The organism is Legionella santicrucis, from assembly GCF_001468135.1.
Classification (GTDB): domain Bacteria; phylum Pseudomonadota; class Gammaproteobacteria; order Legionellales; family Legionellaceae; genus Legionella; species Legionella santicrucis.
On record NZ_LNYU01000091.1, the window covers coordinates 443,878 to 468,655 of the forward strand.

Genomic DNA, 24,778 nt, shown 5'->3' on the forward strand with positions numbered 1-24,778 from the left:
ATACTATATACTTCGCATGACACCAATGGGATGCTTTAAGTATAAACCTTATTCAGCCGCCACAAGCGAAACGGGAACCGCCGCTTGTGTAAGTTTTTTACTTGATCGAGACCGTAAATAAGTATGGCCCACTGCAAAAAAGTTATAAATCAAGATGAATATTAAAAGATCATGCAACCAGGAAATAGTCAATTGCATAAAAATAGGAATAGTAATAAGAACACCAATGCAGCCTGAAATACTTAAAATCATCGTTTTCTTTAAGGGAATTTTATTATGCTTCAAAAATACTAAGGTCGTTAACGGTTGTTGCATAGCCCCAGCCGTAGTCATAATTGGAAAAGCAACTACCGGTGAAATATTCATTAAAAATAGGACACATTGCACCATAACAAATAATCCAATTCCGACCGATGTAAGAGCACCACAAACAACCATTGCCCCAAAACCCACGATTAATTTCCATGAATGCAGTTCTGTTAATTCACCACCCACAGGCAATAAACGAAACTTATGGGCAATTAAGAGTATGATGATTAATGCAAAACAGAAAACCATTGACAAACGAATCGCTTGTTTACTTAGGTGACTTACTATAAAGCCACCTACTAAGCCACCAACACAAGTACCAATAATCAACGTTAAAAGAGTAGTTAAATCTACATCAATTAAACTCATAAAGAATAAGGACTCAATTGTTCCTGGAATAACTTGAGCCCCATTATTTACTGCTGGCATTTCATCATCACGGAAGGTGCCCATTATTTTGGCTAATGCAACATTCATAGCAAAACTACCAATACCCAAGGTATCTGCAATAAAGGCGACGATACCACTTATGCCTAATTTTAAATATTGAGTTATCGATAAAGGCTCTGAAGGTTGTCGAATAAGCTTTAAAATCATCACCGTTCCGCAAAGCAAGCTTAATAAAAGAATGCTAAGCGTAATAAAAAAAATAACCATTTGACTCCCAACTTAGATGATCAAATGCAAATGAAATCCAGCAATTATATACCAATTATATTGTTCAGCAAACAACATATAGATCAAAAAACAAACTCTATGAATTGGGCAAGGGCAAAAATAAAAGGGGATGCAATTATTTTTTTATGAAGTGCAATTCCTACAGTGGCGATCTATCCCTTTATAGCACAAGTAAGCTCGATATAAAAACTAAGCTTATTTTTATATCGAACCTTTTATAGAGATCACACGTTACTTAGATCTTACAACGTGCGGTGCTTACACCTACCTGACCAAAAATAGTTTGGAACATTTTCTGATCTACACCCAAATCTTTTGCCGCATAAAGCACACCGCAAGCACCATTCACAAAATCTGAAGTAGGAGTCCAATATTTGCTATTAGCTAATATCATAATCTCATAAGCTTTTTTAATACCAATATCCTTGGATAATAAATAAAATGCTTTATTAAATATCCCGCTTGCTGTATGAACAATAAAGCTTTGCCTATCTTGGGGATTGGCAATATGTGACTTCGCATAAGCAACCAATTCTGAATAACTGATAGCACAATAAGCACCATGACTTTGTGCTATTTTTTTATCCAAGCAGTCAGCGGAACTACCATCTGAAGAGGGATAATCCATAAACCGCAACGCTTTACCAAATGAGTCTCTAACGATGGTCTCTCCTATACCCCAAGTTACCGTATCTGCTTGCAAATAAAGTTTATTATAAAGCTGAGGGAATTTTTCCAGTAAATAGGCACGCGCAGCTTGACCAGCCATATCGGATAAAGACTCATTAAGAGCTCCAGATTGATCATGATATTCTAAACCTGAATGCTGCTCAGTAAAACCATGTGTTACTTCATGACCAGCAACATCAAGAGAAACCAAAGGATAAAAATCCCGCCCATCACCAAAAGACATAAATTGGCCATCCCAAAAAGCATTATCATAGTTCAGGCCAAAATGAACACGCATGACGAGTTGCATTGGCGTTCCATCACCATGTTGCAATGCATTAACACCATACCAATCTCTATACATATCCACAATGATATGTCCAAAATAATAAGCATCATTAGATGGTGAATAAGCACCGTTTATATTTTCTTCTATATTATTGTTGCACGTATATTGAAAAGGAGTCGATAACAAATCACCCCAATCCCAAGCGGAGGCAAGATTCACTAACTTTACTTTAGGTGTATCCATAATACATTGGCTACCCTCTTGCATCACCTCCAAAAAAGGGAGTCCTTCTTTTCCATACCAATATTCATGTACTTTTTCGTTACCCCCAGGTCCTGAATCCATATAGTTTTTTATATTATTCCATTGCTTCGTGATTTCACCGCTTTGAGCATCTATGATAAAAAATGGCCAAGCAGGTTTGTTATCATTTTGGGTAGTTTTAAATGAAACTTGATAAACTAATTTAAGTTCATCATTTTGTCCCGCCCTAATTTGTAACTCGCTTAGCTCTTCGTAAGTAGGCATCTGTAGATTAAAACTAAACCAAGATTTTTTCGCAATATCAATTGCTTGCAGAGGATTAAGCGTTGGTTGGGTATTCAAATGAATTTCATCGAGCAAATGTCCATTTACCTGCTCATTCTCAATCATAATTTGCGCACCAATCACTGGAATTCCTTGGTACATTTGTTGATAACGCGTAATAATCTCCGCATGATCTTGAGTTCGACTTACTTGCTGTAATGTATTTTTTTCTGTGCTTAAGGTTCCAGCCCTATAAGCTGTTTTTTTACTAGGCTGTTTGAGAAAAAATTGATTTAAACTACTTAAAGGGGCCTTGTACAAATCCAATTCTTTAACTGCAAAGGCATCATATGACATCAAAACAAAGGTGAACCCGAGGATTTTTTTCAACATAAGAATAGCCCAATAAACTTACAATGCCGCCATAATGGCACAAAAACAAACAACTAACAAGTCGAAATACATTGGCTATGGTACTTTTTAAGAGCAGTTATCATTATATGAATATTGAGAGCACCAAAAAAATTGATTTGAACATCATAGATTAAATTTTTTGCTAAAAAACCGCGCAACCCTGAATCTTATACACATTGCTAAAAACCCAGTCTAGCTCTGCTCTGCGACTTGTCCGTAGAATCCAGAAGTACCGCATTAAAACACTGGACCCCGAGGAAAACAGACCGCGGGGTGTAGTGCTCAGAGGCAAAGGGACAAGCCGATGCACATTAGTCGTAGGAGAAATTATCCCTAGGGGTTTTCACTTAAATCACCAATAATCCCTCCTGGACAAAATACTATTTCGAAATCCATATTGACCTGATTTTGTTGTGCTGCATCAGACGTATTACAATTAAATGTGCTTGAGTGATCATCAAAAGGATAGGAATACGCGGTAGGACAGGCATCCTTTAACCACTGAATAGATTGCTGCGGTGTTGGCGAAAGCCTGGAGGTGCTCGAACCACTGCCGCCATTAATCCAATCCGTATTTGCGGTATACGCTTGTTGAGTCTCCCAAGTCAAATAAGGCATCGTTGTGTTCCAATCAACTGCCCCGCAACAAGTGGAGTTATTGTTATTATAGCAACTCTCAAGAGACGAACCTTGTGGGGTGCAAGAATAAATATCATAAGCGGTTGTCCCAATGGGATAACTTTGAATGGAATAGTTAGTTATAGGGCTATTACAATTAAAAACCGTACTGGGATTCATTGCTGAATTCGCACCTACATAAGTCACGTTACTCGAGCAAAGTTGATTAATGGTCCAATAACCAAGCAAATTACCGCATGCTAATACAACATTACCCGCAGAAGGTGTAGTTTGAAACGCCAATCCACATACATTGGGAGATGAACAGCTGCTGCAATCCGTTACCGTTGTTGTATTCGAAACAAAGTTAAACAAGGGTGACGAAGAAGGCGCAGTATACTGCCATGGACAATTTCCTAACGGGGTTGTAGGTGGATTATTAGGGCCAGCAGGTGGAGGTGGGGCAGGATATTGAGGGGTAAAGGGAGTATAAGGAGGTTGAATCGGTGCTCCCGCCCCAGAACATACAAAAGGAGCTGCCGGTGAATTGCTCTGTGAAGACTGAGGCCCTAATCCTTTTAGCTCAGCAGGAATACTTGCGCCATTGATTAAAGAAACATCATATCCCCCTTGTGTGGGTATTGTTAAGCTAAAGGTCTCTTCTACCCGAGTATAAGGCTCATAGACATTTCCATTGGGGCATTGAGCATTAGCTCCAGAGCCACAATCACCAGTGGCACATACGAAGTTAGAACTGGAGCTTTGTTGTGAACATCCTGTTCTTGGAAAAAATTGACCATTATAAGTACCGGTTATGGTAATGGATTTGGCAGCAGACAACTGCCCATCAACCTGTGGTGCCAATAAATAAGCATTAGGCGAAGGATTTTGTGTTGGATCAACACTACCTGCCGGTTGTGACACACCGTACCATACTGGAAATGAGCACTGATTTATAAAAGTAACCGTATGTGTATACCCCGGAGCTTGAACCGTTGTAGCGGCTGTCGCCGAGGCGGTCAACGAATCTGCAGTAACTTGTGCGCTGACGCTCAATAAACCAAGTCCCTGAGGAATAACAGAAACAAGAACAGTACAGCTGTCGTTTGCAGCAAGCGTCGTGTTAGAACACTGATCGTATTGTTCCCCAGGTGTAATTGTGGAAGAGGCTCCTGTAGATGTATAGCTAACTGCGCCTAAAGTTACGGCAGTAGCGCATGGATTCGTAAATTTAAACTGAAGCACGTTATCTGAATATTGATACGTTGGATTATGGAACAACAAGTTTGTAGCAGCAGACAACTGACATTGTCCTGAGCCATTCACTACTTGTGTCTCACCTGTAGGATTTACAGTATTTGCACCGTTATTATAAGTAAATAATCCTCCCACCGTGAGATTTCCGACGGCATGCGGCGTTAACCTTCCACTAATAGAACAGCTGTTACCTGGAGCAAGAGTAATCGGATTGTTAATCGTTCCACAACCGTTTCCACCGGCGACAACAGACACAGTTGCCACACTTTCAGGAGAGGCTGACAGAAGATTAGTTCCTGCTGAATTACCTGCATAACCCATAACACTAGCAGTTCCTGTATTCGTATAGGTCACGCTAAACACAGGCTGCTGCTCTGGATTACTGAGGGTGAATTGGGTGGGTAAATTCGTGATGGAGCCCACCACATCTGCGTGAACTTCAGTGACTGATGTATTTAATCTGGATAATTTGATCACGTTATTATTGTATTGATAACTCATCTGAATAGAAGATGGAGTCGAATTAGTGGCAGTAAACTGAATGATAACCTGACATTTACCACCGGGTTTTACCGCCACATTATTACACTTATCTGTAATAGAAAATGTATCGCCGATTTTATCAAACTGGGTATGAAGAACCACTGGTCCTGGGAATCTTGGATTCACAGCCAAAGTGTAAACGACAGAGGTTGTTTCACCAGAGTTTACTTGAGGGAAACCCTTTTCTGGAAGAAGAGACCAGGCAACTGGATCGACTGCCGCATACCCTTTCATTAAAAACATTGACAATAATAGTGCAGTATTAGTGCGTATAATATCCATACTCATCCTTCACAATCGTTAAACTATTAATAAGCCCATGAGCTTACTTCAAACTACTTGTTATACTTATTTCGCTATTCACCCGATCTTGTTCCGTGGTTATTCAATTAAAATCCTTTATTAATTCATGAGATAAGTTACACCAAACAAAAGGGTATTTGCTTGGTATGAATCCAATCGTAAGGATTCTCCGGCCCACGTAGACTGACCTTTTCCTGATGAGAAATCACCGAATGATTCAAACTCATATCCTGCTGAAAATAACCAATTTGGTACGAATGAGAAATCGAGGCCAGCGCCAACATGGTAAGTAAATTGAGTTAAAGTATGATTCGCATATGAGGGGCTAACTCGGGGTGTTATGCCTGGCAAAGCAGTCTCATCAAATGACCGAGCCTCATTAAAAGAGACCCCCAATCCACCATTAACATAAGGTGAAAATTTTGAAAAATTAAATAAATTTAATTTAGTATCTGCAGTTAACGCGAGCGTGGAAAGCTTCCAGTCATAACTGTAATTAAGAAATTCTGGCAAGCTATATTGCATAATGGTATCACCTACATTAGCCGAAAACACATACTGCAAACGCCCACTTAAAGTATAATGATTGATCAACGAAGACTGGGTAGCAATTCGATCACCAACTGTTAGCGCAATCGTGCCTTGGTTAGACTGCTTAACAGAATAGGAATCGACATTTGCTGGAGGTGGGAAATTAGACCCATTATCGACTAAGATATTACTTTGACTCAAAGGAAAAACTACCCCTCCTTGTAATTGAACAAACCAATGATTATATTCCAGCGAGCAATCTTTGCATTTAATCTTATTTGCAGCTTCGTCTTTAACGCTATATTGAGTTGACTGTGGTATTTGCTCCGCCAGTTTCTTATTATAGTGCGTCGATTTAAGCGGAACAGCATCTATGGGACTAAATTTTGGATGTTTAACATGTGTAGCTTGTGAGTGGCTAGATGGTGTATTTGAAGCCAACTGATGCACTGCTTGAAGTGTATTCAATGGCCCAACATATACTACATATAAGTTTTTTTCCCTTTTTATCTTAGCATTATATCCTTTTGCTTGAAACTTGGACTGCATTTGCCGTGCATTCTTTTGGCTTGCATAAGAGCCAATATAAACTGTATAGGGTGCTGAAGATTTGCTACTTACCTTATGAGCCTTACTTAAACCCCATATATTTGTTCCAGCATAAGTTAAACCACTTCCAAAATTAAGTACTGCTATAATTGAAGTGGTTAAAAAAATATTTTTAGTCATAATCCATCCATAGACATTTCAAAATACAAAGGCAGTTAATATATTCGTGATATGAGTAAAACACAACAAATCATTGGCAACAAGCTTTAAAAAACTGAGTAGTTATATAATGAATCCTAAAAATAATTTATGATACAGTGCGATCTTATTCGACCTCTATTTTTCCAATTTTTTGACGAATCGACCGTTCCAAAAATTGAGAATAAATACCAGTTAGACCTTTTAAACTCTGATAGATGGTCGAATCTTTGATTCATTTTTGAGTGTAAAAGTTTTATAAACCATTAAGGATGATGCACATGATGTTGACTAAAAAAAATACTCTACTATTCCTCGGTCTTTGCGCTACTTTTTCCCTGACGCATGCAGGAACAGTGGAACGTTACTTGCAACAAATGCTAGAAGAAAAAACGCCGTTAGTCGCGGAAAAAACCATTCAACTTTCTTATTTTAAGCAATTAATCGATCATAATAATCCTGCTACAGGAACGTTTTCCCAACGTTACTATATTGATGAAACATACGGGCCTAAAGATGATTCACCAGTCTTTTTTTATATTTGTGGTGAATCAGCGTGCAGCAAACGTGCGCTGAATGGAGCAATCAGAAATTATGCTCAAAAATTTCATGCCAAATTGGTTGCACTAGAACATCGCTATTATGGGGAAAGCCTACCCTTTAACTCTCTATCAACCAATGACTTATACTATTTAACTACGGAAGCAGCCCTAGATGATTTGGCTTATTTCCAACGCCATTTAAAAAATGAAAAAAATTGGCATGGACAATGGGTTGCCTTTGGAGGTTCTTATCCCGGCTCTTTATCAGCCTATTATCGTTTGAAATTTCCTTATTTAGTGGTGGGGGCATTAGCTTCATCAGCCCCTGTCATGGCTAAGGAAAATTTCATCGAATATGATGCTCATGTTACTCAAGTTGCTGGCCCACAATGCGCAAGTCAAATGCGCGAAGTAGTCAATCAAGTAGAGGCAAGTATGGAGGATACTGTTAAATTTGCCCAAATTAAGTCGCTTTTTGATGCCACAGCTGTTGAAGATCCTGTCGACTTTTTATATTTAATTGCAGATACCGGTGCTGCTGCAGTGCAATATGGAATGCGCGATGCGTTTTGCTCGAGTCTTTCTGAACATCCAACACCACTTGAAGGTTACGCATACTTTGCTAAAAAACTTTATAAAGATATGAGGACTACAGCTGTAGAAATGACCGCTCAAGGCGCTATGAGTGAAAACCCACATGATTATCAAAATGGTTTAGGAATGCGTCAATGGTACTATCAATCATGTAAAGAGTATGGATATTGGCAAAATGCTAATCCCAACCCAGCTCTTTCTACTCGCTCATCATTGATTAACCTGGATTATCACTACAATGTATGTCAACGGCTGTTCGGATTAACCGAACCTGCCCATACAATGGAGCTTAATCATACATTTTATCTTCCCTTAATGAATATACTGGCTTCCAATATTTATTTTACAAATGGAGAAAATGATCCTTGGTCTACTTTATCTCTAGCCGAAAAAAATGGTAATGCAATTAATCCAAGATTAACTTATCAATTAATTCAAGGTGCAGCTCATTGCGATGATTTACACAGCCCCTCATCAGTTGACTCTGATTCGCTCAAGGATGCACGAAAAAAAATGGAATTACTGTTAACTGAGTGGCTTAAATAGCATCAGGCAATCGTTCTAAAGCCTGGTATTTATCTAATGCATCAAGAAAATCGGCAGGAGACAATGCTTTGATTTTTTCGCTAATAGGTAATTGAATTATGTGGAGGGGTATCTCTTGTACCCCTTTATTTTTTAGCTCTTGCACAATATAGTCATTTAGCGCCTTAATCGCAGTAACCGTACAAATACCTACAGATGGAGAACAAATGAGCGTAGCGGGGCTTCTCTCTTCAGCGTGAAAATGTTTCCGTGCGGAGGTTCCTGGGTGAATGCCTTTATGATGAAGAGGCCCAATTAATTCAGTATCATGGATTTCACGTTGAAGCATATCAAATTTACTTTCTAGTTGTTGTAACCAATTATCCCCAAAATATTTTTTTAAGTACTCTTTTGTTTCACTTGCAATTAGTTTATCCAACTTAATTCTATATTCCTCGCTATACAGAAACTCTGTTAAAACAAATTCATCTTTTCGATAATCCATATGGGGTACCATAGGTGCACCTTTCATTGCTTTAATTTCAAAAGCCATATCAGGATAAGCAGTAAGCTCTTTGGAAAAACCTTCTTCTGATGCTTTTTTAGCATCCTTATAAATTTGGGACAAAAAAGAAGAGTCAATTAATAAACCTATACGCTCAAATATTGACAAGTCAGATACAAGAGATGCAAGATCAAATAAAGTCCCACGTCTGGCTAAAGTTGTATTTTCATATTGGCTAAAACGAATTTCATGCCAGTGCCTCGATTTAAACGTTAAATGTGTTAACAAGCGGTTCACGTTAAAGCTGATTCCTGTATCTTGCTGTTTTAACTTCTCCAACTCCAGTAATTTTTTGTTTAATTCCATATTCCCTATCGATTTTTCTAAAAAAGCAATCATGCGATTTTTTTCCTCGGAGCCTAACTCATCATGTTGGTCAGAGGTCATGTTGATTACTCTATCCAATAAGCATAGGTTATCTAAATCATCACCGCTAAATCCTATTGCTTGAATTATTTCTTCTCTTTTCATAAATCACCTGATTCAACAATTGAGTAATAACGAAGCATAATTTCTTCTACTAAATTATTAACGAAATTAATAAGCATGCTAGGGAATAGCTCATCATTGATGTTTTCTTGGGCTTGAAAAAGTAAATACTGTTGGGCAATAAAATTGACCATTTCATTAATCCGTTCAGGTTTTGCCAAATAAAAAAAACAATCCGGTAATGCGATCACAATTTTATTAATTAATTTCTGCGCATCAACATCCGAAATACCTAGGACAAAAGATATGGCAGAATTTGTATGATATTTAGCACGTATATTTGCTTCGCAATATTGATCGACAATATTATAAATCTCTTTGGCTGATTGCTCTTTTCTTGGGTGCATAGGCGTTACTCCTATTCACTTGCATCTATCTAAATAATCCTTAATAATCCAATTTTAGACCAAATTTATGAAAAACCTACTTCAAGAAAATCATTCATGTTGCATTAGGTCTCAGAATCTACCGCTGCGAAAATCATCCATGGCTTGTATTATTTCCTCCTGGTTATTCATCACGAAAGGCCCATGCCTCATGATAGGCTCATGAATTCGAGCAGCTGCAATCATAATGCATTGACAGGCAGTCTCACCTCTTAAAAATAAAACATCACCTGAACCTAGCTTTGCCAAAGTGTCGTGTTGAACCAACTGCTCATCGATATGAACTGTTCCCGAAATAACAAGAAGAATAGCCTGATAGTCATTGGGAATATGTTGTTGTACACTCGCACCGGGGGGCAAAATAATATCAAAAAATAACGGATTAGTTGCAATACCGTTAATTGGTGAACTTGTACCTATATCCGTTTGACCGGCAATAACCTTAATTTGAGCCCCAGAATTATTTGTTTCTACGGGTAATTGAGTGCTTAACATTTCTTGGTAACGCGCTGGTTTCATTTTTTCTGCTGCGGGTAAATTTAACCATAGTTGCAAGCCGTGTAATCGACCGTTAACTGAAGGCATTTCTGAATGAATAATTCCTTTTCCAGCGGTCATCCATTGAACGTCTCCTGCACCAATAACTCCTTTATGACCTTTATTGTCTTCATGAGTAATACTGCCATCAAGCAAATAAGTAATCGTTTCAAAACCACGATGAGGATGCTCAGGAAATCCTGCCATGTAGTCCAATGGATCAGCACTATTGAAATAATCAAGCAAGAGCAGGGGCTCAAAATCATTGGTTCGCTCTATACCAATATATCGCTGTAATTTCACTCCAGCGCCTTCTCGCACCAAAATGCCTTTAATTAATCGCTCTACTTTAATTTCGCGCATGAATACACTCCATGTTGCAACGAACTCTAAATTCCAAATCTCTCCTATAGCATAGCCCAAAATAACCAAAAATTTGAATTTACCTACCAAAATTACAATTGATTTATTGCACGCTCACAATTACTTTACCTCTTTAACTCCCTGATTGGCTTACTATTATGTTTTTTGAAAAAAATAAAAATTAACTTGTAGGTATGAATGCCCCCTATTTTGCTTCAATAAGTTTAGGAAACATCATGCAAGCGTCAAGTTTCTCTTGGCAAAATAAGACTAAAACTCGCTCCATTTAATATTTTCGAGTTAGTGATTAAAAGTAATCCACCATGCAAACTCACTATGGACTTCGTAATCGATAAACCAAGTCCAATATGTTTGCCTGTTGTGTCAGTTGAATTTAATGTTGTAAAGGGTTCAAAGATTTTTTCTCGCTCTTGTTTTGGAACTCCTGGACCATCATCATCTACACGAATAATCACTGATTTATTTTGATATTCCAAATTTATTACTATTTCTTTATGGGCATATTTAAGCGCATTACTAATGAGATTATTTACAGCGTGGTATAACAGCGTGGGATCAAATGATACAAATTCATTATCACTTTTTTGGTAATTAAATAATACCTTTACTTCATAGTATTGATGATTTTTCAATAAGTTATCAAGCCATTGACGTAAATTAAGTCGTTCCTTGTTTATTTTAAGTTCCCTTGTAACGCTTTGTGAGTACAATAAAAAAGTATGAATCAATCGATTCAATTCTTGTATGTCTTCTTCAATACTTTCAAAGTGTTCGTTTTCTTCGCTAAACTGACTTTTAAGTTTTTTTAAGGAGTCAATCGCTAATTGTATGGTGTATAAAGGAGTACGAATTTCATGAGCAACAAATCGAGCCATATTTTGTTGTGACTGTATCAGTAAATTTATTTTGTTGCCCATAGCAACAACATTTTCATAAACGCCTCTTAAAGTTGAAAAGCGATTTAGGTTTACATCATAGTTAAAGTGGCCTTGGCTATATTCCTGGGTTAATTTATGTATTTTTGCGCTATTTCTATTGAATAACCAAGTGAGAACCACCACGGCAAAAATAGTCAAAAAGGTTATTGTTATAACAAAATATACTTGAATCTCAGATAATCGCAGTGAAAAATAGGGATAGTTTAATGGTCCCACGGTTATTATTTTATCACTGTCAGGAATTTTAAAATAAACAGTTGTTATAGGACTCTCATCAAATGGAATCTCATAAACTACATCATTATCTATTAACCTGTTTCTTGCTCTATGGGAAATATTTTTATTATGAACTGATGTGAGTTTTAAAGGAATTTGATACTGGAACTGGAGCTGAATTATTGCCTTCTCCCATTCGCTCATTGGGAGAGTCTTTAACGTGTTCAAAATAAGAGTTCGCATCAAATAGGTTGCACCTTTAACCATATCATTGATCGATGCCCCCATCCGTACTTTTAAAACAGAAGAACTCTTATTAATTCGCTTGTAGGCATAGACATCATGAATACTATATGTCAAAAACATAAGATTCTTTGCATCTTTATAAACAATTTTATCTGCTAGCAATTGTTCTGTTTCCGTATCTGTAAAAGGTAAGGAATTAATATCAATAACTTGAGCAATATTAGGGTTAGATGGAAATAACTTTTTTAACTCCTCATTAGACCTCTTTCGAAACGCTACTGTGGAGAATGTCGCAACAGATTTATTTGATGCGTTTGAATTCAGTACTATTTGTTCTAGTGCGGAAAAATTACCTACGCCTAAAATCTCCTGAGTTTTTTGAGACATTATTCGTATTGAATGTGTAAAGGATAGATAAAAGCCTAAAAGGATAAAAAAGAGGATGAACAAAGAGGCAAAAATTGTTTTTAAGTATAATTTAATCATTTATCGCCCATGAGTCCGATAGCAATAGATATCCTTTGCCATAAATCGTTTTAATTCGATAAGGATGATCGATGTTGTCGCCCAAAATCTTTCTTAATCGTGATATCTTAAGATCAATACTTCTGTCTATCCCATCATATTCTCTACCACGTAGTGCGTAGGCAATATTATCTCGGCTCAAAACAATATCCGCATTCTTTGCTAATAAAGTCAGTAATTCATATTCACTTGGGCTTAAATCAACATATTTTCCAGAATAAATTACACTTTTTTTTGTCAAATCAATAACTAAATTATCAAATTGGATTTTTTTAGTCGCCTCAATGACGTTCGGTCTTCTTAAAAGTGCAATAATTCGCGCTTTTAATACCTCCTCTTTAACAGGCTTAGTTACATAGTCATCAGCCCCAAGCTTAAGGCTTGCTACCTCGTTTTGCTCGGTGTTCAAGGCAGTTAACATCAGTATCTTACCCTGATATTCATCACGTACTGTTTCACAAATCTGCTCACCATTCATCCCTGGCAACATGATATCAAGAATCACTAAATCAGGCTGCTCTCTAATGATACGATAAACAGCGCTATCACCTCGAGATTCTGTAGTCACATGATATCCTTCATCCGTAAGCATTTTTTTTAAGTACTTAACTAATTTAAGGTTATCTTCAATCAACAGTATGTTTGCTTTCATTATTTACATTTCTATGAGAATTAATATTATTGTAGTAATACTGGCCTATAATTCTCCAATCAATTCAGCACAAATTTCAAAGTTATTACCTCTTATGTACCACTACCCACGCAAAATACCCCATCTGCCTTTCTAGGCACATCAAAAAAAAGCAATCAATACAAAGTTTATACAATCACCGAGCTCTGTTTCAGTATAATGAATTGAGTAATACCCAGGGGAAAAATATGAAAGAAAAGGCAGTTAAATTCGCAACCTCACTTATTGAAGATTTGAGTTCATTGACATCTAAATCTCCCACAGCAGAGTCTGATATAGAAAGAATTAGGAAAAAAACCATGATATCGCAAGTAAGTGTCGCCACGGTGATAGGCGACAGCGCTCCTGTAACTCATGGCTATGGAGATGAAACCGTAGATAAAGACACGGTATTTGGAGCTGCGTCTCTGAGTAAACCTGTATTTACTTACCTAGTATTAAAGCTTGTAGAAGCTGGAAAACTCTCTTTAGATATGAATGGTTTTAATAATATTTTGCCCTTTAAGTCTTTCTGCGAAAAACATGGTTTTGTATGGAAAAATGATGAAGAAATTAATGAAGAGGATATTTCGCGAATTAATGCATTTACACCAGCCATGATTCTCTCTCATAAAACTGGCTTTGATTTAAATCGAAAAAATCAAGTGAATCATCAATTTGAACCTAGCCAAGAATATTATCGATATTCAGGATTCCCCTTGTTTTATTTGCAAAAAGTTATTGAAAAACTTCACGAACCAAAACTTGCTCTCATGCCAGATAATGATGTTTTTGAAAAAAATAAACTGTATGTCTCTATTAATCCACCGAATCTAAAGTATAAAATTGTTGACCTTATGGGTGAAGGGAAAACCGGTACTATCAACTTAGAAGAGATGAGTTGTAATTTACAAAAACTCACTGATATACAGGAGCTTAATCCGTACCGCGCCAAAATTCTTGAAGAAGTAGCAAAACGAGGGCATATCGCAAACCTTGAAGTACTTGCTCATCAATATGTGTTCGATCCATTACATATGGACCACAGCAGTTTTGGCGAAAAACCATGTGCCGCTAATAGTTTAATAACTACTGCCGAAGATTATGTGCGTTTTGTGCAAGCATGGATGAATGATAAAAAACTACAATATGCGTTTAACCCCCAAATTCATATGACTCAAGATCCCTGGGCAAAAAAGATGGTTTCGAATCAAAGCGATCTAAAATATGTGGCTGAATGTTTAGGGTTTCAACTTGAAGTTGATGAATATGCTAAACCTCTTACTGCGTTTAAAACAGGTGATATGGGTCCATGGAGAGGATGGGTTGCAATCGATTTAAGTGATGATTTAAAAGAAAGAAGGGCAACCGTTTATTTTGCAAAAGGCCCAGATCCTGATGGGAACGGACATATTCTCGCTGAAGCATTAATAAAACCTAATTTTCAATTAGATCATGGGATGAAATGGTTTAAAGAAAAATATGGTTTTGCTACTGGCTGGGAGGAAAATTGGGAGGCTTTGCAGCAAATACGATGTAATCGCGGGATACATTACCAAGAACAATCACCGAAACTGCCCCAATCCGAGAAGGAGGTTATTAAGCCTATTGATAGTATCCAAAAAATGTTGCAGTTAATGCCACCTAGCCCAAAACCAACACTAAAAACAAATCAATCTCAAAAACAAGAAACAAATTCAAATCAGCCTATTCAAAAAGTTGAGACGATAAGAAATGATAGTAAAGCACAAGAGGAGACAAAATTTAATCCCACTCCATTTTCTTATACGCCTTACTAACAATAAGAAAAAACTAAATAGAGATGTGGCGGTGACATTAAAATGACTACAATCTTATTTTTTAAGTTCTGTTAATAGGTTACGCTCTTGATTAGCTCTGCTTTGAAAGCTTTGCAAGGGCACCACTTTCCACTTTAGAACACCCCATCCAGGTATTTCTCGAAGGAGCTGATCAACTTCATCATTTGATGATGCGTCTAAAATAAATGAAAAAGCTCTATCACCGACTAAAACCCCTCCAGCAATAATTTTTTTCATACGCTCAAGTTGAATAAGCATATCAAAAGTAGCAAGGATTCCATTCTCCAATACAGCAATGGTCTCTTCGTTTGAGGCAAAACCAGGTCCTTGCGACGCTGTAACTAAATACATCATCCTAATTTCTCCTTAAATAATTTTGACGTACGCAAATTAAAGTAACAGGATTTGATACCGCCTACAATACCCCCCAATCAGACATCACAAAGATCAATTATTAAGCCTCCATATTCTTGAGATATTTTCTAAGACAACCTGCGAGTGGACTAAGCCTATTGAGATAATAAGTCCTATAAGCATGTAGATCTACGCTTAACATAAACTGATAACAAGCCAATGTGCTCCAAATCAGCCGTATTTGTTTGGCTAAAAGAAATGCCTCTAACAACCGTTTTTTTGGCGCTAATTTCAACCAATTTTCCAAACAGGCCTCTTGAAGCTTCTGATAGATAGCATCCCCTTCTTTTATGCCGTGGTGAATCATTGATTGTTCAAGACAGGTATGTAGCGAAAAAAATGGATGAATAAGAGCCGTCTCGCCCCAATCTACGAAGGTCATCTTTTTAGTCTCTTGATCAATAAGAACATTCTTATCATGAAAATCGTGATAACCTATAGTTTCAGGAATCCCATAGCTGGATAATAAGTTGCATTGGGCTAAAAATGGTGGGCTTAATGCTTGTAATCTTTGCAATTCTTCATTCGTTAAACCCTCTGTTTTTAAAAAAGTGGTTTGGCTGACCATTTGATCATAAAGGAAAGGTAATTTATCTAACCGCCAATCGGGGATGCCCAATTGCAGCAAGGTGGTAATATAAGCTTCTGTTGCACGTTGAATCGCGGCATATTGCTGCACTGCTTGGCACAATAGTTCGGGTTTAAAACCAGCTTTAAGCGTTTCACGCAAAGGCTTCCCGGCATCTTTCATCAGAAAGCAATGTAAATCATCATTAATAGCTATCACCCTCGGCACATGAGCATGGAGTTGCTCGGATAACCACCGAATAATCTTAGGCTCATTCGATAAAAAAGCAGATGATGGTGTTTGTTTTAAATAAAAATCACCCATTGATGTTGAAAAGCGCATCACCTTCGACCAAGGCGTTGATAACACGATTTCCGGTGTGCGTTCTATTACATAGCCATTGGAAATCAGGCAATTGATCCCCCATTTGCAAAAGGGCAGTTGCTTATTCATATTTTATAGGTTCACTCACAATGGCTATACTTTTTGAGCGCGCAGAAGAATAGTCTTCATTTTTAAAGAATCGATTGTTCACAAAACTCAGTATCCATCATCGTAATGCCTGGATCTCGTATTTTGAAATGCTTGCGGCATGTTGATGAATACATATCGTTACCGCCGATCACGACCTGATCGCCTTCAGTAATAACGACTCCCTGTGCATTTAATCGTAAGATCATTGTTGCTTTTCGACCACAATGACAGATTGTTTTAAGTTCGACAAGTTCATCAGCCCATGCTAAGAGATACTGACTTCCTTCAAATAATTCACCGCGAAAATCGGTACGTAAACCATAAGCAAGAACAGGGATTTCTAGTTGATCGGTGATTTCTGTTAATTGATGCACTTGGATTCTTGTTAAGAACTGTGCTTCATCAACCAAAATACACGCATATTTTTGTCCTTGTTTCATTACTTTCTGGTACAGATCATCATTGGTATTAAAAATTAAGGCCTCTTCAGACAATCCAATGCGAGAATGCACCACTCCTTGTTGGTAACGATTATCTATAGCAGGAGTAAATAATAAAGTTTGCATCCCTCGTTCACGGTAGTTGTAACTGGATTGCAAAAGTACTGTACTTTTTCCTGCATTCATTGCCGCAAAATAAAAATAGAGTTTTGCCATGAGAAAGCTCAATTTTTTTTTAAATTGCAGCCATCATAGCATTTCTCTGGTATAGTACAAAAAATATATTTTTATCGTTAACATATCTTTTGCACACATGAGATAGCTATGAATTCAAAAATAAAATCCTTTTTTGCTGTTTTAATTTTAATGGCCATATCATCAATAAGCCAAGCAGATGTACAGCTTAAAGACATTCAAGGAAACACTATTTCTTTTTCATCTTTGAAAGGAAAATGGATTCTTATTAATTACTGGGCAAGTTGGTGTAAAACGTGTATTGATGAAATTCCTGAACTCAATCGCTTTTATCAAAAACACGAAAATGACTCTGTCGCATTATTTGCAGTCAATTATGACGAGTTACCTTTACATAAACAAAAAAGGCTCATCAAAAAATTCAATATCCTTTATCCTTCTCTCGCATCTAATCCCGCGTTTGCTTTAGGCTTAGGAGATATTATGGGTGTACCGGTCACTTTTATTATTAATCCACAGGGCAAACTTGTGAATACACTTTATGGTGGACAAGATATATCATCCCTAGATTCCGCGATAATGAACCTTAAGTCTTAATAAATAGGGGTTGATTCGCATTTTGCTAGCAAAGACTCAGCATACCAAAGAGTTAAAATGCCTCATTTAGCCATTATGTCTCCGGAAGATGTCATTAAAGTCGTAAAACCAAAAATTGACGATCTCCAAAGAATAGCAGCAATGAATACTCAGATCATTGTCGATACTACTTATGAGATAAATATTGGTTTAAAAAAACTTTTAAAAAGTGGAAGAATAAAAGAGCTGCGCTATGAAGAAGAACTAAAACAAAATAAAGAAGAATTAATTCATGTAGACTGAAATATTGCACGACTCTCTTTCCAAGGGAAAACTATTTTTGAAATATTATGGATAAAAGATCTAATACCTTATTTTGAGCTTCCCTTTCAATAACACCTAATTTTTTGACAATACGAGTGCGATCTATTGACCTCAGCTGATCAAGTACAATCTGCCCTTTTTTATCTTTAAATTCTGTCAATATTCTAGTTGGAAAATTGTCTTTAATGGTGCTGGTCATCGGAGCAATAATAACTGTTTTCAACCTGCTCAAATTCATTGAGTCAGGTGAAATAATTACTGCTGGACGTGTTTTTTTTATTTCAGAACCAACTGTAGGATCGAGGTTTACTAAAAAAACATCAAACCTTTTTATTTTTACCATGTCCATTCATCCTTATCAAAATCATTGCTTAGATTTAAATGAGCCTCCTCACTTCTATCATCTACAACAGCATTGAATTGCTCTAACCATCCTTCTTGCTGATTTTTGATTGGAATTAACGTAAGCACGCCATTTTCATCTACTCTAATTTCTAATTCTTCGCCAGGATGTAAATGAGCTTCTTTAATGATAACTGAGGGAATACGAATTCCGATTGAATTTCCCCATTTAGTTAAAGTAACAGTAGACATTGTAACTCCAATAATGTATATCCATAGTATAATTATACTATGGATATACATTTATTCAAGCCCTTGCTGTGCGAAAATGAATAACTTATAAATAACTCACCGCTAGAATAAGGAAAATTAAGGTGAGTTTTCCCAACGTTGCTTCTTTTAAAAGCTAAATAAATCTCTTTTTCAAGTATCGCCCTATTTCGAAGTTCGTTTCCTACTTAAAGTCTACCTAATCAGACTTTTTAAGACACTATTATGGTCTACCTTATGTATATATTTCTCTTCCTTTAATTATTGTTTGAATATTTATTAACTATTTAAGTTGGAGATAGACTGTTTTTTAAGTAAAACTTAAATCTACTGGGGATTATCTTTATCCAATTCTCGTTTAAGTCTTAGATATTGATTAGGATTTCTCGAGGTGAGATTATCAATTATATGTTTAGCGACAAAACTAAGATCATTATTCATTTTGGTCAACTGGAATAGATGCTGTACTAATAACCCTGGCTCATGTAGAGCATGCTCTTGCCTCCATTTGCAATCGAAAAGGACCAAGAGCAAAATATATTGGTTTAAGACTTAATGAGTATGATTTAAACAGAACTGCCATGGCGATAAATTTATATATCGCTATGAATTTAGCTGCGTAAATTTAAATCATTCGACGCTCTAGGAAACTCCGAACTGGGGTTGCGGATTAACCTTTGACTCTAGTCTATTTTTTAATTCTGCCAATTGTGGAAATTTTTGAACATTAATAGCCGAAACAAAATTAGGAGCAGAACGATCACTTGAAAGAAATAAGTCACCTAATAATCTAAAAGTAACCTCATCTAATGAATTAAAGCTCTCTGATTTTATTCTTTCAATGAGAGATAACAAATGATCTTTTGGAGTACGTTCAACAATGTATTTGAAACTACGTAAGTTGAGGCGAGACTTCAAAGCACATTCTACAAGAGAGCCACTATATTTATCGCCCATTGTTAACACTTTTAAATACTCTTGTTCGGTAAGTGCATCAAATAGTATTTTTAATGCATCATTGGAACCAAGGGCCATATGAAAAACAGTGGAGCATGAATATTGGGTTTGAAGGGTAAGTACTCTTAGCGTCTCATTTTTAGGCAGTTGCTGCAAAAGGTACTTTAAAGCATCAGGAGCTTGTGCACATAAGTGGAAGGGAGTGCGGCCATCGTCAAATTGAGTTGTAACTATATCTGAGCGCTTATTAGGAGGAAATAAATTTAAAAGTGGTTGTATTTTATCAGGATTTTCACTTAGATAAATTTTAAAAATATTTTTTTCGTTTTTCCTATCAATCGGACTCATTAATTCCATGCGCTCGTTTTCGGATAAGTGAGCTAAAATTATGTCAACGTTTTCAGAGTTTTGGCAGGCAAGAAAAATCGGTGTCTCGCACTCCATATTTTGAATTTTAATTAACTCTAAAAGTAAATTCTTTGGAATAAACTTCAGTATTATTTTCAAACTTTCCGTATTGCTCATCGCAAGGTGGAGTACCGTATTGCCTTTCTTGTCTTTTGCTTTCATTCGCTCCAGATGATCTTTCTCTGGTAAGTATCGAAGAATCTTCGTTAAAGTTTCAGGGATAGAAGCAACACGAAGCAAGCAATCGTTACCTCTAGGCAGGAATTTTAACTCCTGTCTATTTTTTGATTCTACTACCAGTCTATTTTTTAATTCTGCTAACTGTGGAAATTTTGTAATATCAATAGCCGAAAGAAAGTTACAATTAAAGCGATCACTTGAAAGATATAAGTCACCTAATACTCTAAAAGTAACCTCATCTAATGAATTAAAATGCTCAGCATTTATATCCTCAATGATCCTTAATAAATGGTCTTTTGGGGTACGCTCAACAATGTATTTGAAACTATCTAAGTGATGCGTCAACGCATATTCTACAAGAGAAAAACTATATTTATTTTTTATTTCTAACACTTTTAAATACTCTTGTTCGGTAAGTGCATCAAATAGTATTTGTAATGTAGGCGGAGAGCTAATGACGCTATGAAAAATAGTGGAGAGTGAGTATTTGGTTTGAAGGGTAAGTACTCTTAGCGTCTCATTTTTAGGCAGTTGCTGCAAAAGGTACTTTAAAGCATCAGGAGCTTGTGCACATAAGTCGAAGGGAGTTTGACCATCTTCAAATTGAGTTGTAACTATATTTATGCGCTCGTTAGGAGGAAATAAATTTAGAAGTAATTGTATTTTATCAGGGTTATAATTTAGATAGGTTTTAAAAATATTTTTTTTGTCTTCCCTAATAAATGGATTTATTAATTCCATGCGATCTTTTTCTGATAATTTAGCTAAAATTATTTTAAAGTTTTCAGCTTTTTTGCAGGCAATAGAAATTGGTGTCTCGCTACGTCTGTTTTCAATTTTAATTAACTCTAAAAGTGAGGGACTCGGAATAAATTCCAGCAATATTTTCAAGCTTTCCGTATCGCTCATTGCAAGGTGCAATACCGTATCTTGATCCCTGTTTTGTGCTTTTATTGCATTCAGATGATCTTTCTGTGGTAAGCATTGAAGAAGCATCTTCAAACTTTCGGCGTTAGATGCAGCACTATGAAGCAAGTTATCTTTATTTAAATTCAGGACAATGAATGTATTTATCATGTCATTATCAGCTAAAAATTTTAAAATAAGTTTTAAAGTATTAGCATGATTAATACTATCATGTAACAATGTATTTCCCGAATCAGTGTTTTTAGTATTTAAAATTTGTATCTTCTCGCTTTGCGTAAACTGCCTCCAGACGACATCAAATGCTTGGGTGGATTGCACTAACATTTCCATCAACCCTTTCTCAGAACCAACGTTGTTTAGTACGTTTTCTTTGTTAACAAAATTCCTTACAATTACCTCCTGTACATTCGGATCTAAAAAGGACGAGATTAGGAAATAGTAATCTTCTTTTTTATTTAAAATTTTATTCAGTCTACCTGCCATGTAACCACATAAAACACCTATTTTAACCAGTGTTAACTCGCGAAATAACTTGATAATATTATCTAATGTACCTATAGTATATGACCATGATTTAACATAAGAAAAATCATCTAATAAAATGCGTATATCTTCCTCTGATAGATCGTTTATAATATCGATTAACTCCTCAAATCTACAATTATGTAAATTGAAACCATAGATATCCAATATTTTTCTAGTTAAAGGCAAATGATCACAACCATTTACAGAACCTGTTTCTATTGCTTGATTCAGTTCATCTAATGAAATTTGCAATTTCTTCTTCGTGTTTTCAATAACCTCACTTATTTCATTTTTCCCTAATCCAATGCCAGCCAGATAACTTTCTTTTCCCATCATAGCCATTTGAAGCGAAGATTTCCTAGCTGCCATACAGGTCTGTATAAGAGCAATTGGCGCCTCTCCAGAGGAATACTCTCCGATACACTTACGTAACATTCCTAATTCATGTTTTAATTTATCATCTAAAGAAAAGGATATTTTTTCACATAAAACATTGTAATATTCGAAAAATCTTCTTATAGACAACTCTGCAGTAGCTCCAGCTATTTCCTCTTTTCCGACACCAGAAACACTATTATAATGAAGTGAATTTAATAATATGTTTAACTGCCCAAGCAAATTAGTTTTATCTTGTTTATATTCCTGCATACGACCATACGATTCCACGATCGACTTCGTTAGTAAATTATGCTTTCCTAAACGAACAAATTCAGATTCACTTAACCATTCATTATCAGTTGCACCAGGCTCATAATAATAATTAGGAATTGGTTCATCCTTATCTTTTTTTTCTAAAACGTTCAATACCCAAAGAGGGATGATATATGTTCCACAATCTGAGATAATATGAGTTTTTAAAAACTTAATTACATCCGCTTCTTTGTCATTCTCATCCTGAAAGGCAATTGCGGATATTCTACTTGCAGAGCCTGAATTAAATCCCCAAGCTGCAGGCTTATAGATTTCAGGATTTTCTCCAAATAAAAGAGTCGGCATTAACAATTGAATAATCTCTACTAAAGAGTAAGAGTCTTTATCATCTTCCTTAAGTAATTTACAGGCTACTTTAATCAAAAACTTTGTTACAGCAGCTTCTGGAAGCGCAGTATACGAGAGCATCGTACCTTGAACTCTATTCCAAATTAGTACAAATGTATTTTTAATGCTTTCATGACTAATTTCTTTATCGTTTTCCCAAGTATTCAATAAAGAATAAAAAATTTCATAAACTTCCTTGCTGTGTTTTTGTATTAGCATTTTTTTTTGAGTAAATGGATGCTTTTTATTTTCATTATCGATATCAGAGTTGAATTCTTCTAATAATTTCTTTAGCTCATTTATCATTATAATAGTTAACCTCTCTATGATTTGTGAAATATAAGTTTTAATGTTTCAAAAACTAACCATTCTACTTTTCGAATGTTTAATACGTTCAGGCTCATTATGGATTCTGGGGTCTTATGCAACCAACAATTGAAACGGTCATTGGACATTTAAAACATTATTATCAAGTTTGGCATACAAGGCATCGCTCTATATTCAATGCGATGACTCCATTCAACCATTGAAGCTCTCGGCTATTAAACTACTGGACTTTAAAGAGCAATAGAAATTAATAAAAACAGAAACAGAACAAAAACAGACCTACGTGAATACAAGATAAAAAAGCGAATCATTAGCTGCTACCACCGGCTCAAGACATCCATAACGTAACCTTGTTTATAAAACAAAACGATTTATGTAGAACCCCCTTCTATTTGTGCATAATGTTATCATATTAATTTAATGTGTTTCAATTATTATAAAAAATATGATTCAAATATATTCAGGAAAAAATATGTCTCGCGTAGCCTTTATACCCCAAGCAGAAGTAGAAAATGTCATTACGAATAAAATTGCTCAATATACATCAATGATGGAAGTAAATACTCAGATTATTAATGATACCACTCATGAAATTGAGCATGGTTTAAAAGATTTATTAAAAGAAGGAGGGATAGACAAAGCACGCTATAAAAGTGAACTCAAACAAAATAAAGATGAACTAGGTTTTAGATTGGTGGCTAAAGCAGAGCTGGAGCAACAATTAGAAAGATTTAACCAACTACAAACTGAAGCTCGAAATCAAACTCCTTGTTTTGTTATTGATAGTGGGATGAGTAAAGACGAGTTACATAAGCTCATCGTTCTTACACAAATTAAAATTGATTCCACTCAGGATAAAAATGAGCAATTATTTTTAAACACCATATTACAAACTGCAGAAGCGTGCAAAAATCACTTAAAGGAAAATAGAGCCTTACAAACACAAACAATACCTATGTTGGATAGGGAACTAGAATATGCGAATAACTTGCTCAATGCATATAAATCACCCGAAATAGAACATTATATCGACACAATAAATTCCATTAAAAACGCTTCCAGCAATGAAGAATTTTCCAATATAGAACAAGCATTTGTAGATAATCTTTGCGAAAAAGTAACTAAAGAAATAAACAACGCCATAATTTCTCTATATGCAAACATTCCTGTTGACGAGAAGAAACTCCAAAAGAATGTAGAAGCTCATATTGAAAAGACCGTATCGGATGCTCAAAAAATCCCCCTTAGTACTGGATTTAGAGGTTTTATTAATAGGATTTGCGATACATTTCATAAGAAGCCTGTTTTTCACACCACCGTTGATAACCCAGAAGTTTTTCAGATAGCGCGTGATTTTAAAGAGCGACTGAACTTAATAAAAAATCAACCGGAGCCTCTAGAAGATGAAATGAGGGCATCAATGCGATAAGCGAAGGAGTTATACTATAACTCATCCACTAATTTCTAAACGAATGCACAAGTAAAGCGAG

20 protein-coding genes are annotated in these 24,778 nt (G+C 36.0%); 5 read left to right on the forward strand and 15 right to left on the reverse strand.

All coding sequences use genetic code 11. The features are described from left to right. Nucleotides 1-48: 48 nt before the first annotated feature. The 4 genes from Lsan_RS19815 to Lsan_RS19835 form a co-directional block, all read right to left on the reverse strand. The gene (locus Lsan_RS19815; protein WP_058515823.1) at nucleotides 49-966 is read right to left on the reverse strand and encodes a sulfite exporter TauE/SafE family protein; all 918 of its coding nucleotides are present in this window, start codon (nucleotides 964-966) and stop codon (nucleotides 49-51) included. A 256-nt stretch (nucleotides 967-1,222) separates the two neighbouring features. Then, nucleotides 1,223-2,866: a M4 family metallopeptidase gene (locus Lsan_RS19825; RefSeq protein ID WP_058515824.1), complete on the reverse strand. Its 1,644-nt coding sequence runs from the start codon at nucleotides 2,864-2,866 to the stop codon at nucleotides 1,223-1,225. Nucleotides 2,867-3,220: 354 nt separating this feature from the next. After that, complete coding sequence (locus tag Lsan_RS19830; protein WP_058515825.1) at nucleotides 3,221-5,587, reverse strand: thaumatin family protein; 2,367 nt, start codon at nucleotides 5,585-5,587, stop codon at nucleotides 3,221-3,223. Nucleotides 5,588-5,707: 120 nt separating this feature from the next. Continuing rightward, nucleotides 5,708-6,868 (reverse strand): SPOR domain-containing protein, encoded by a 1,161-nt coding sequence (locus Lsan_RS19835; protein WP_058515826.1) that lies wholly within the window; start codon nucleotides 6,866-6,868, stop codon nucleotides 5,708-5,710. A 299-nt stretch (nucleotides 6,869-7,167) separates the two neighbouring features. Here Lsan_RS19835 and Lsan_RS19840 point away from each other — a divergent pair, with 299 nt between their 5' ends. Next, the gene (locus Lsan_RS19840; RefSeq protein WP_193392758.1) at nucleotides 7,168-8,568 is read left to right on the forward strand and encodes a S28 family serine protease; all 1,401 of its coding nucleotides are present in this window, start codon (nucleotides 7,168-7,170) and stop codon (nucleotides 8,566-8,568) included. Here the strand turns inward: Lsan_RS19840 and Lsan_RS19845 are convergent. From Lsan_RS19845 to Lsan_RS19865, 5 genes are all read right to left on the reverse strand, one after another. Beyond that, nucleotides 8,561-9,583 (reverse strand): hypothetical protein, encoded by a 1,023-nt coding sequence (locus tag Lsan_RS19845; RefSeq protein WP_058515827.1) that lies wholly within the window; start codon nucleotides 9,581-9,583, stop codon nucleotides 8,561-8,563. The two genes, Lsan_RS19840 and Lsan_RS19845, sit on opposite strands and share 8 nt — an antisense overlap. Beyond that, nucleotides 9,580-9,948 carry a hypothetical protein gene (locus Lsan_RS19850; protein WP_058515828.1) on the reverse strand — a complete coding sequence of 123 codons (369 nt, stop codon included), beginning with the start codon at nucleotides 9,946-9,948 and terminating at the stop codon, nucleotides 9,580-9,582. Before Lsan_RS19850 ends, Lsan_RS19845 begins: the two co-directional genes overlap by 4 nt. Nucleotides 9,949-10,059: 111 nt before the next feature. Continuing rightward, nucleotides 10,060-10,887 (reverse strand): pirin family protein, encoded by an 828-nt coding sequence (locus Lsan_RS19855; protein ID WP_058515829.1) that lies wholly within the window; start codon nucleotides 10,885-10,887, stop codon nucleotides 10,060-10,062. A 245-nt stretch (nucleotides 10,888-11,132) separates the two neighbouring features. Continuing rightward, a complete protein-coding gene (locus tag Lsan_RS19860) occupies nucleotides 11,133-12,695 on the reverse strand; it encodes an ATP-binding protein (protein WP_162265630.1) in 1,563 nt (520 codons plus the stop codon). A 91-nt stretch (nucleotides 12,696-12,786) separates the two neighbouring features. Further along, entirely contained in the window at nucleotides 12,787-13,485 is a 699-nt protein-coding gene (locus tag Lsan_RS19865; protein WP_058515831.1) for a response regulator, read from the reverse strand. 227 nt (nucleotides 13,486-13,712) lie between these two features. On the opposite strand from Lsan_RS19865, the gene Lsan_RS19870 reads away from it, so the two are divergent. Next, on the forward strand, nucleotides 13,713-15,302 hold the full coding sequence (locus tag Lsan_RS19870) for a serine hydrolase domain-containing protein (protein ID WP_058515832.1): 1,590 nt from the start codon (nucleotides 13,713-13,715) through the stop codon (nucleotides 15,300-15,302). Nucleotides 15,303-15,356: 54 nt separating this feature from the next. Here Lsan_RS19870 and Lsan_RS19875 read toward each other — a convergent pair whose 3' ends face one another. The 3 genes from Lsan_RS19875 to Lsan_RS19885 all read right to left on the reverse strand — a co-directional run bounded on the left by Lsan_RS19875 (nucleotide 15,357) and on the right by Lsan_RS19885 (nucleotide 17,435). After that, entirely contained in the window at nucleotides 15,357-15,677 is a 321-nt protein-coding gene (locus Lsan_RS19875) for a hypothetical protein (protein WP_058515833.1), read from the reverse strand. Between the two features lie 100 nt (nucleotides 15,678-15,777). Beyond that, nucleotides 15,778-16,758, reverse strand: coding sequence for an aminoglycoside phosphotransferase family protein (locus tag Lsan_RS19880; RefSeq protein WP_058515834.1), 981 nt, complete (start codon nucleotides 16,756-16,758; stop codon nucleotides 15,778-15,780). A gap of 62 nt (nucleotides 16,759-16,820) precedes the next feature. Then, complete coding sequence (locus Lsan_RS19885; RefSeq protein WP_058515835.1) at nucleotides 16,821-17,435, reverse strand: thymidine kinase; 615 nt, start codon at nucleotides 17,433-17,435, stop codon at nucleotides 16,821-16,823. 108 nt (nucleotides 17,436-17,543) lie between these two features. On the opposite strand from Lsan_RS19885, the gene Lsan_RS19890 reads away from it, so the two are divergent. Both Lsan_RS19890 and Lsan_RS19895 read left to right on the forward strand, forming a co-directional pair. After that, a complete protein-coding gene (locus Lsan_RS19890; protein WP_058515836.1) occupies nucleotides 17,544-18,011 on the forward strand; it encodes a TlpA disulfide reductase family protein in 468 nt (155 codons plus the stop codon). A gap of 57 nt (nucleotides 18,012-18,068) precedes the next feature. Beyond that, entirely contained in the window at nucleotides 18,069-18,293 is a 225-nt protein-coding gene (locus Lsan_RS19895) for a hypothetical protein (RefSeq protein WP_058515837.1), read from the forward strand. 31 nt (nucleotides 18,294-18,324) lie between these two features. Here the strand turns inward: Lsan_RS19895 and Lsan_RS19900 are convergent, their stop codons facing one another. The 3 genes from Lsan_RS19900 to Lsan_RS19910 all read right to left on the reverse strand — a co-directional run bounded on the left by Lsan_RS19900 (nucleotide 18,325) and on the right by Lsan_RS19910 (nucleotide 23,267). Then, nucleotides 18,325-18,657, reverse strand: coding sequence for a type II toxin-antitoxin system PemK/MazF family toxin (locus Lsan_RS19900; protein ID WP_181951460.1), 333 nt, complete (start codon nucleotides 18,655-18,657; stop codon nucleotides 18,325-18,327). Beyond that, complete coding sequence (locus Lsan_RS19905) at nucleotides 18,651-18,908, reverse strand: AbrB/MazE/SpoVT family DNA-binding domain-containing protein (protein WP_058515839.1); 258 nt, start codon at nucleotides 18,906-18,908, stop codon at nucleotides 18,651-18,653. Before Lsan_RS19905 ends, Lsan_RS19900 begins: the two co-directional genes overlap by 7 nt. 660 nt (nucleotides 18,909-19,568) lie before the next feature. After that, nucleotides 19,569-23,267, reverse strand: coding sequence for an ankyrin repeat domain-containing protein (locus Lsan_RS19910; RefSeq protein WP_058515840.1), 3,699 nt, complete (start codon nucleotides 23,265-23,267; stop codon nucleotides 19,569-19,571). A gap of 493 nt (nucleotides 23,268-23,760) precedes the next feature. On the opposite strand from Lsan_RS19910, the gene Lsan_RS19915 reads away from it, so the two are divergent. Beyond that, nucleotides 23,761-24,717 (forward strand): hypothetical protein, encoded by a 957-nt coding sequence (locus Lsan_RS19915; RefSeq protein WP_058515841.1) that lies wholly within the window; start codon nucleotides 23,761-23,763, stop codon nucleotides 24,715-24,717. Nucleotides 24,718-24,778: the final 61 nt, after the last annotated feature.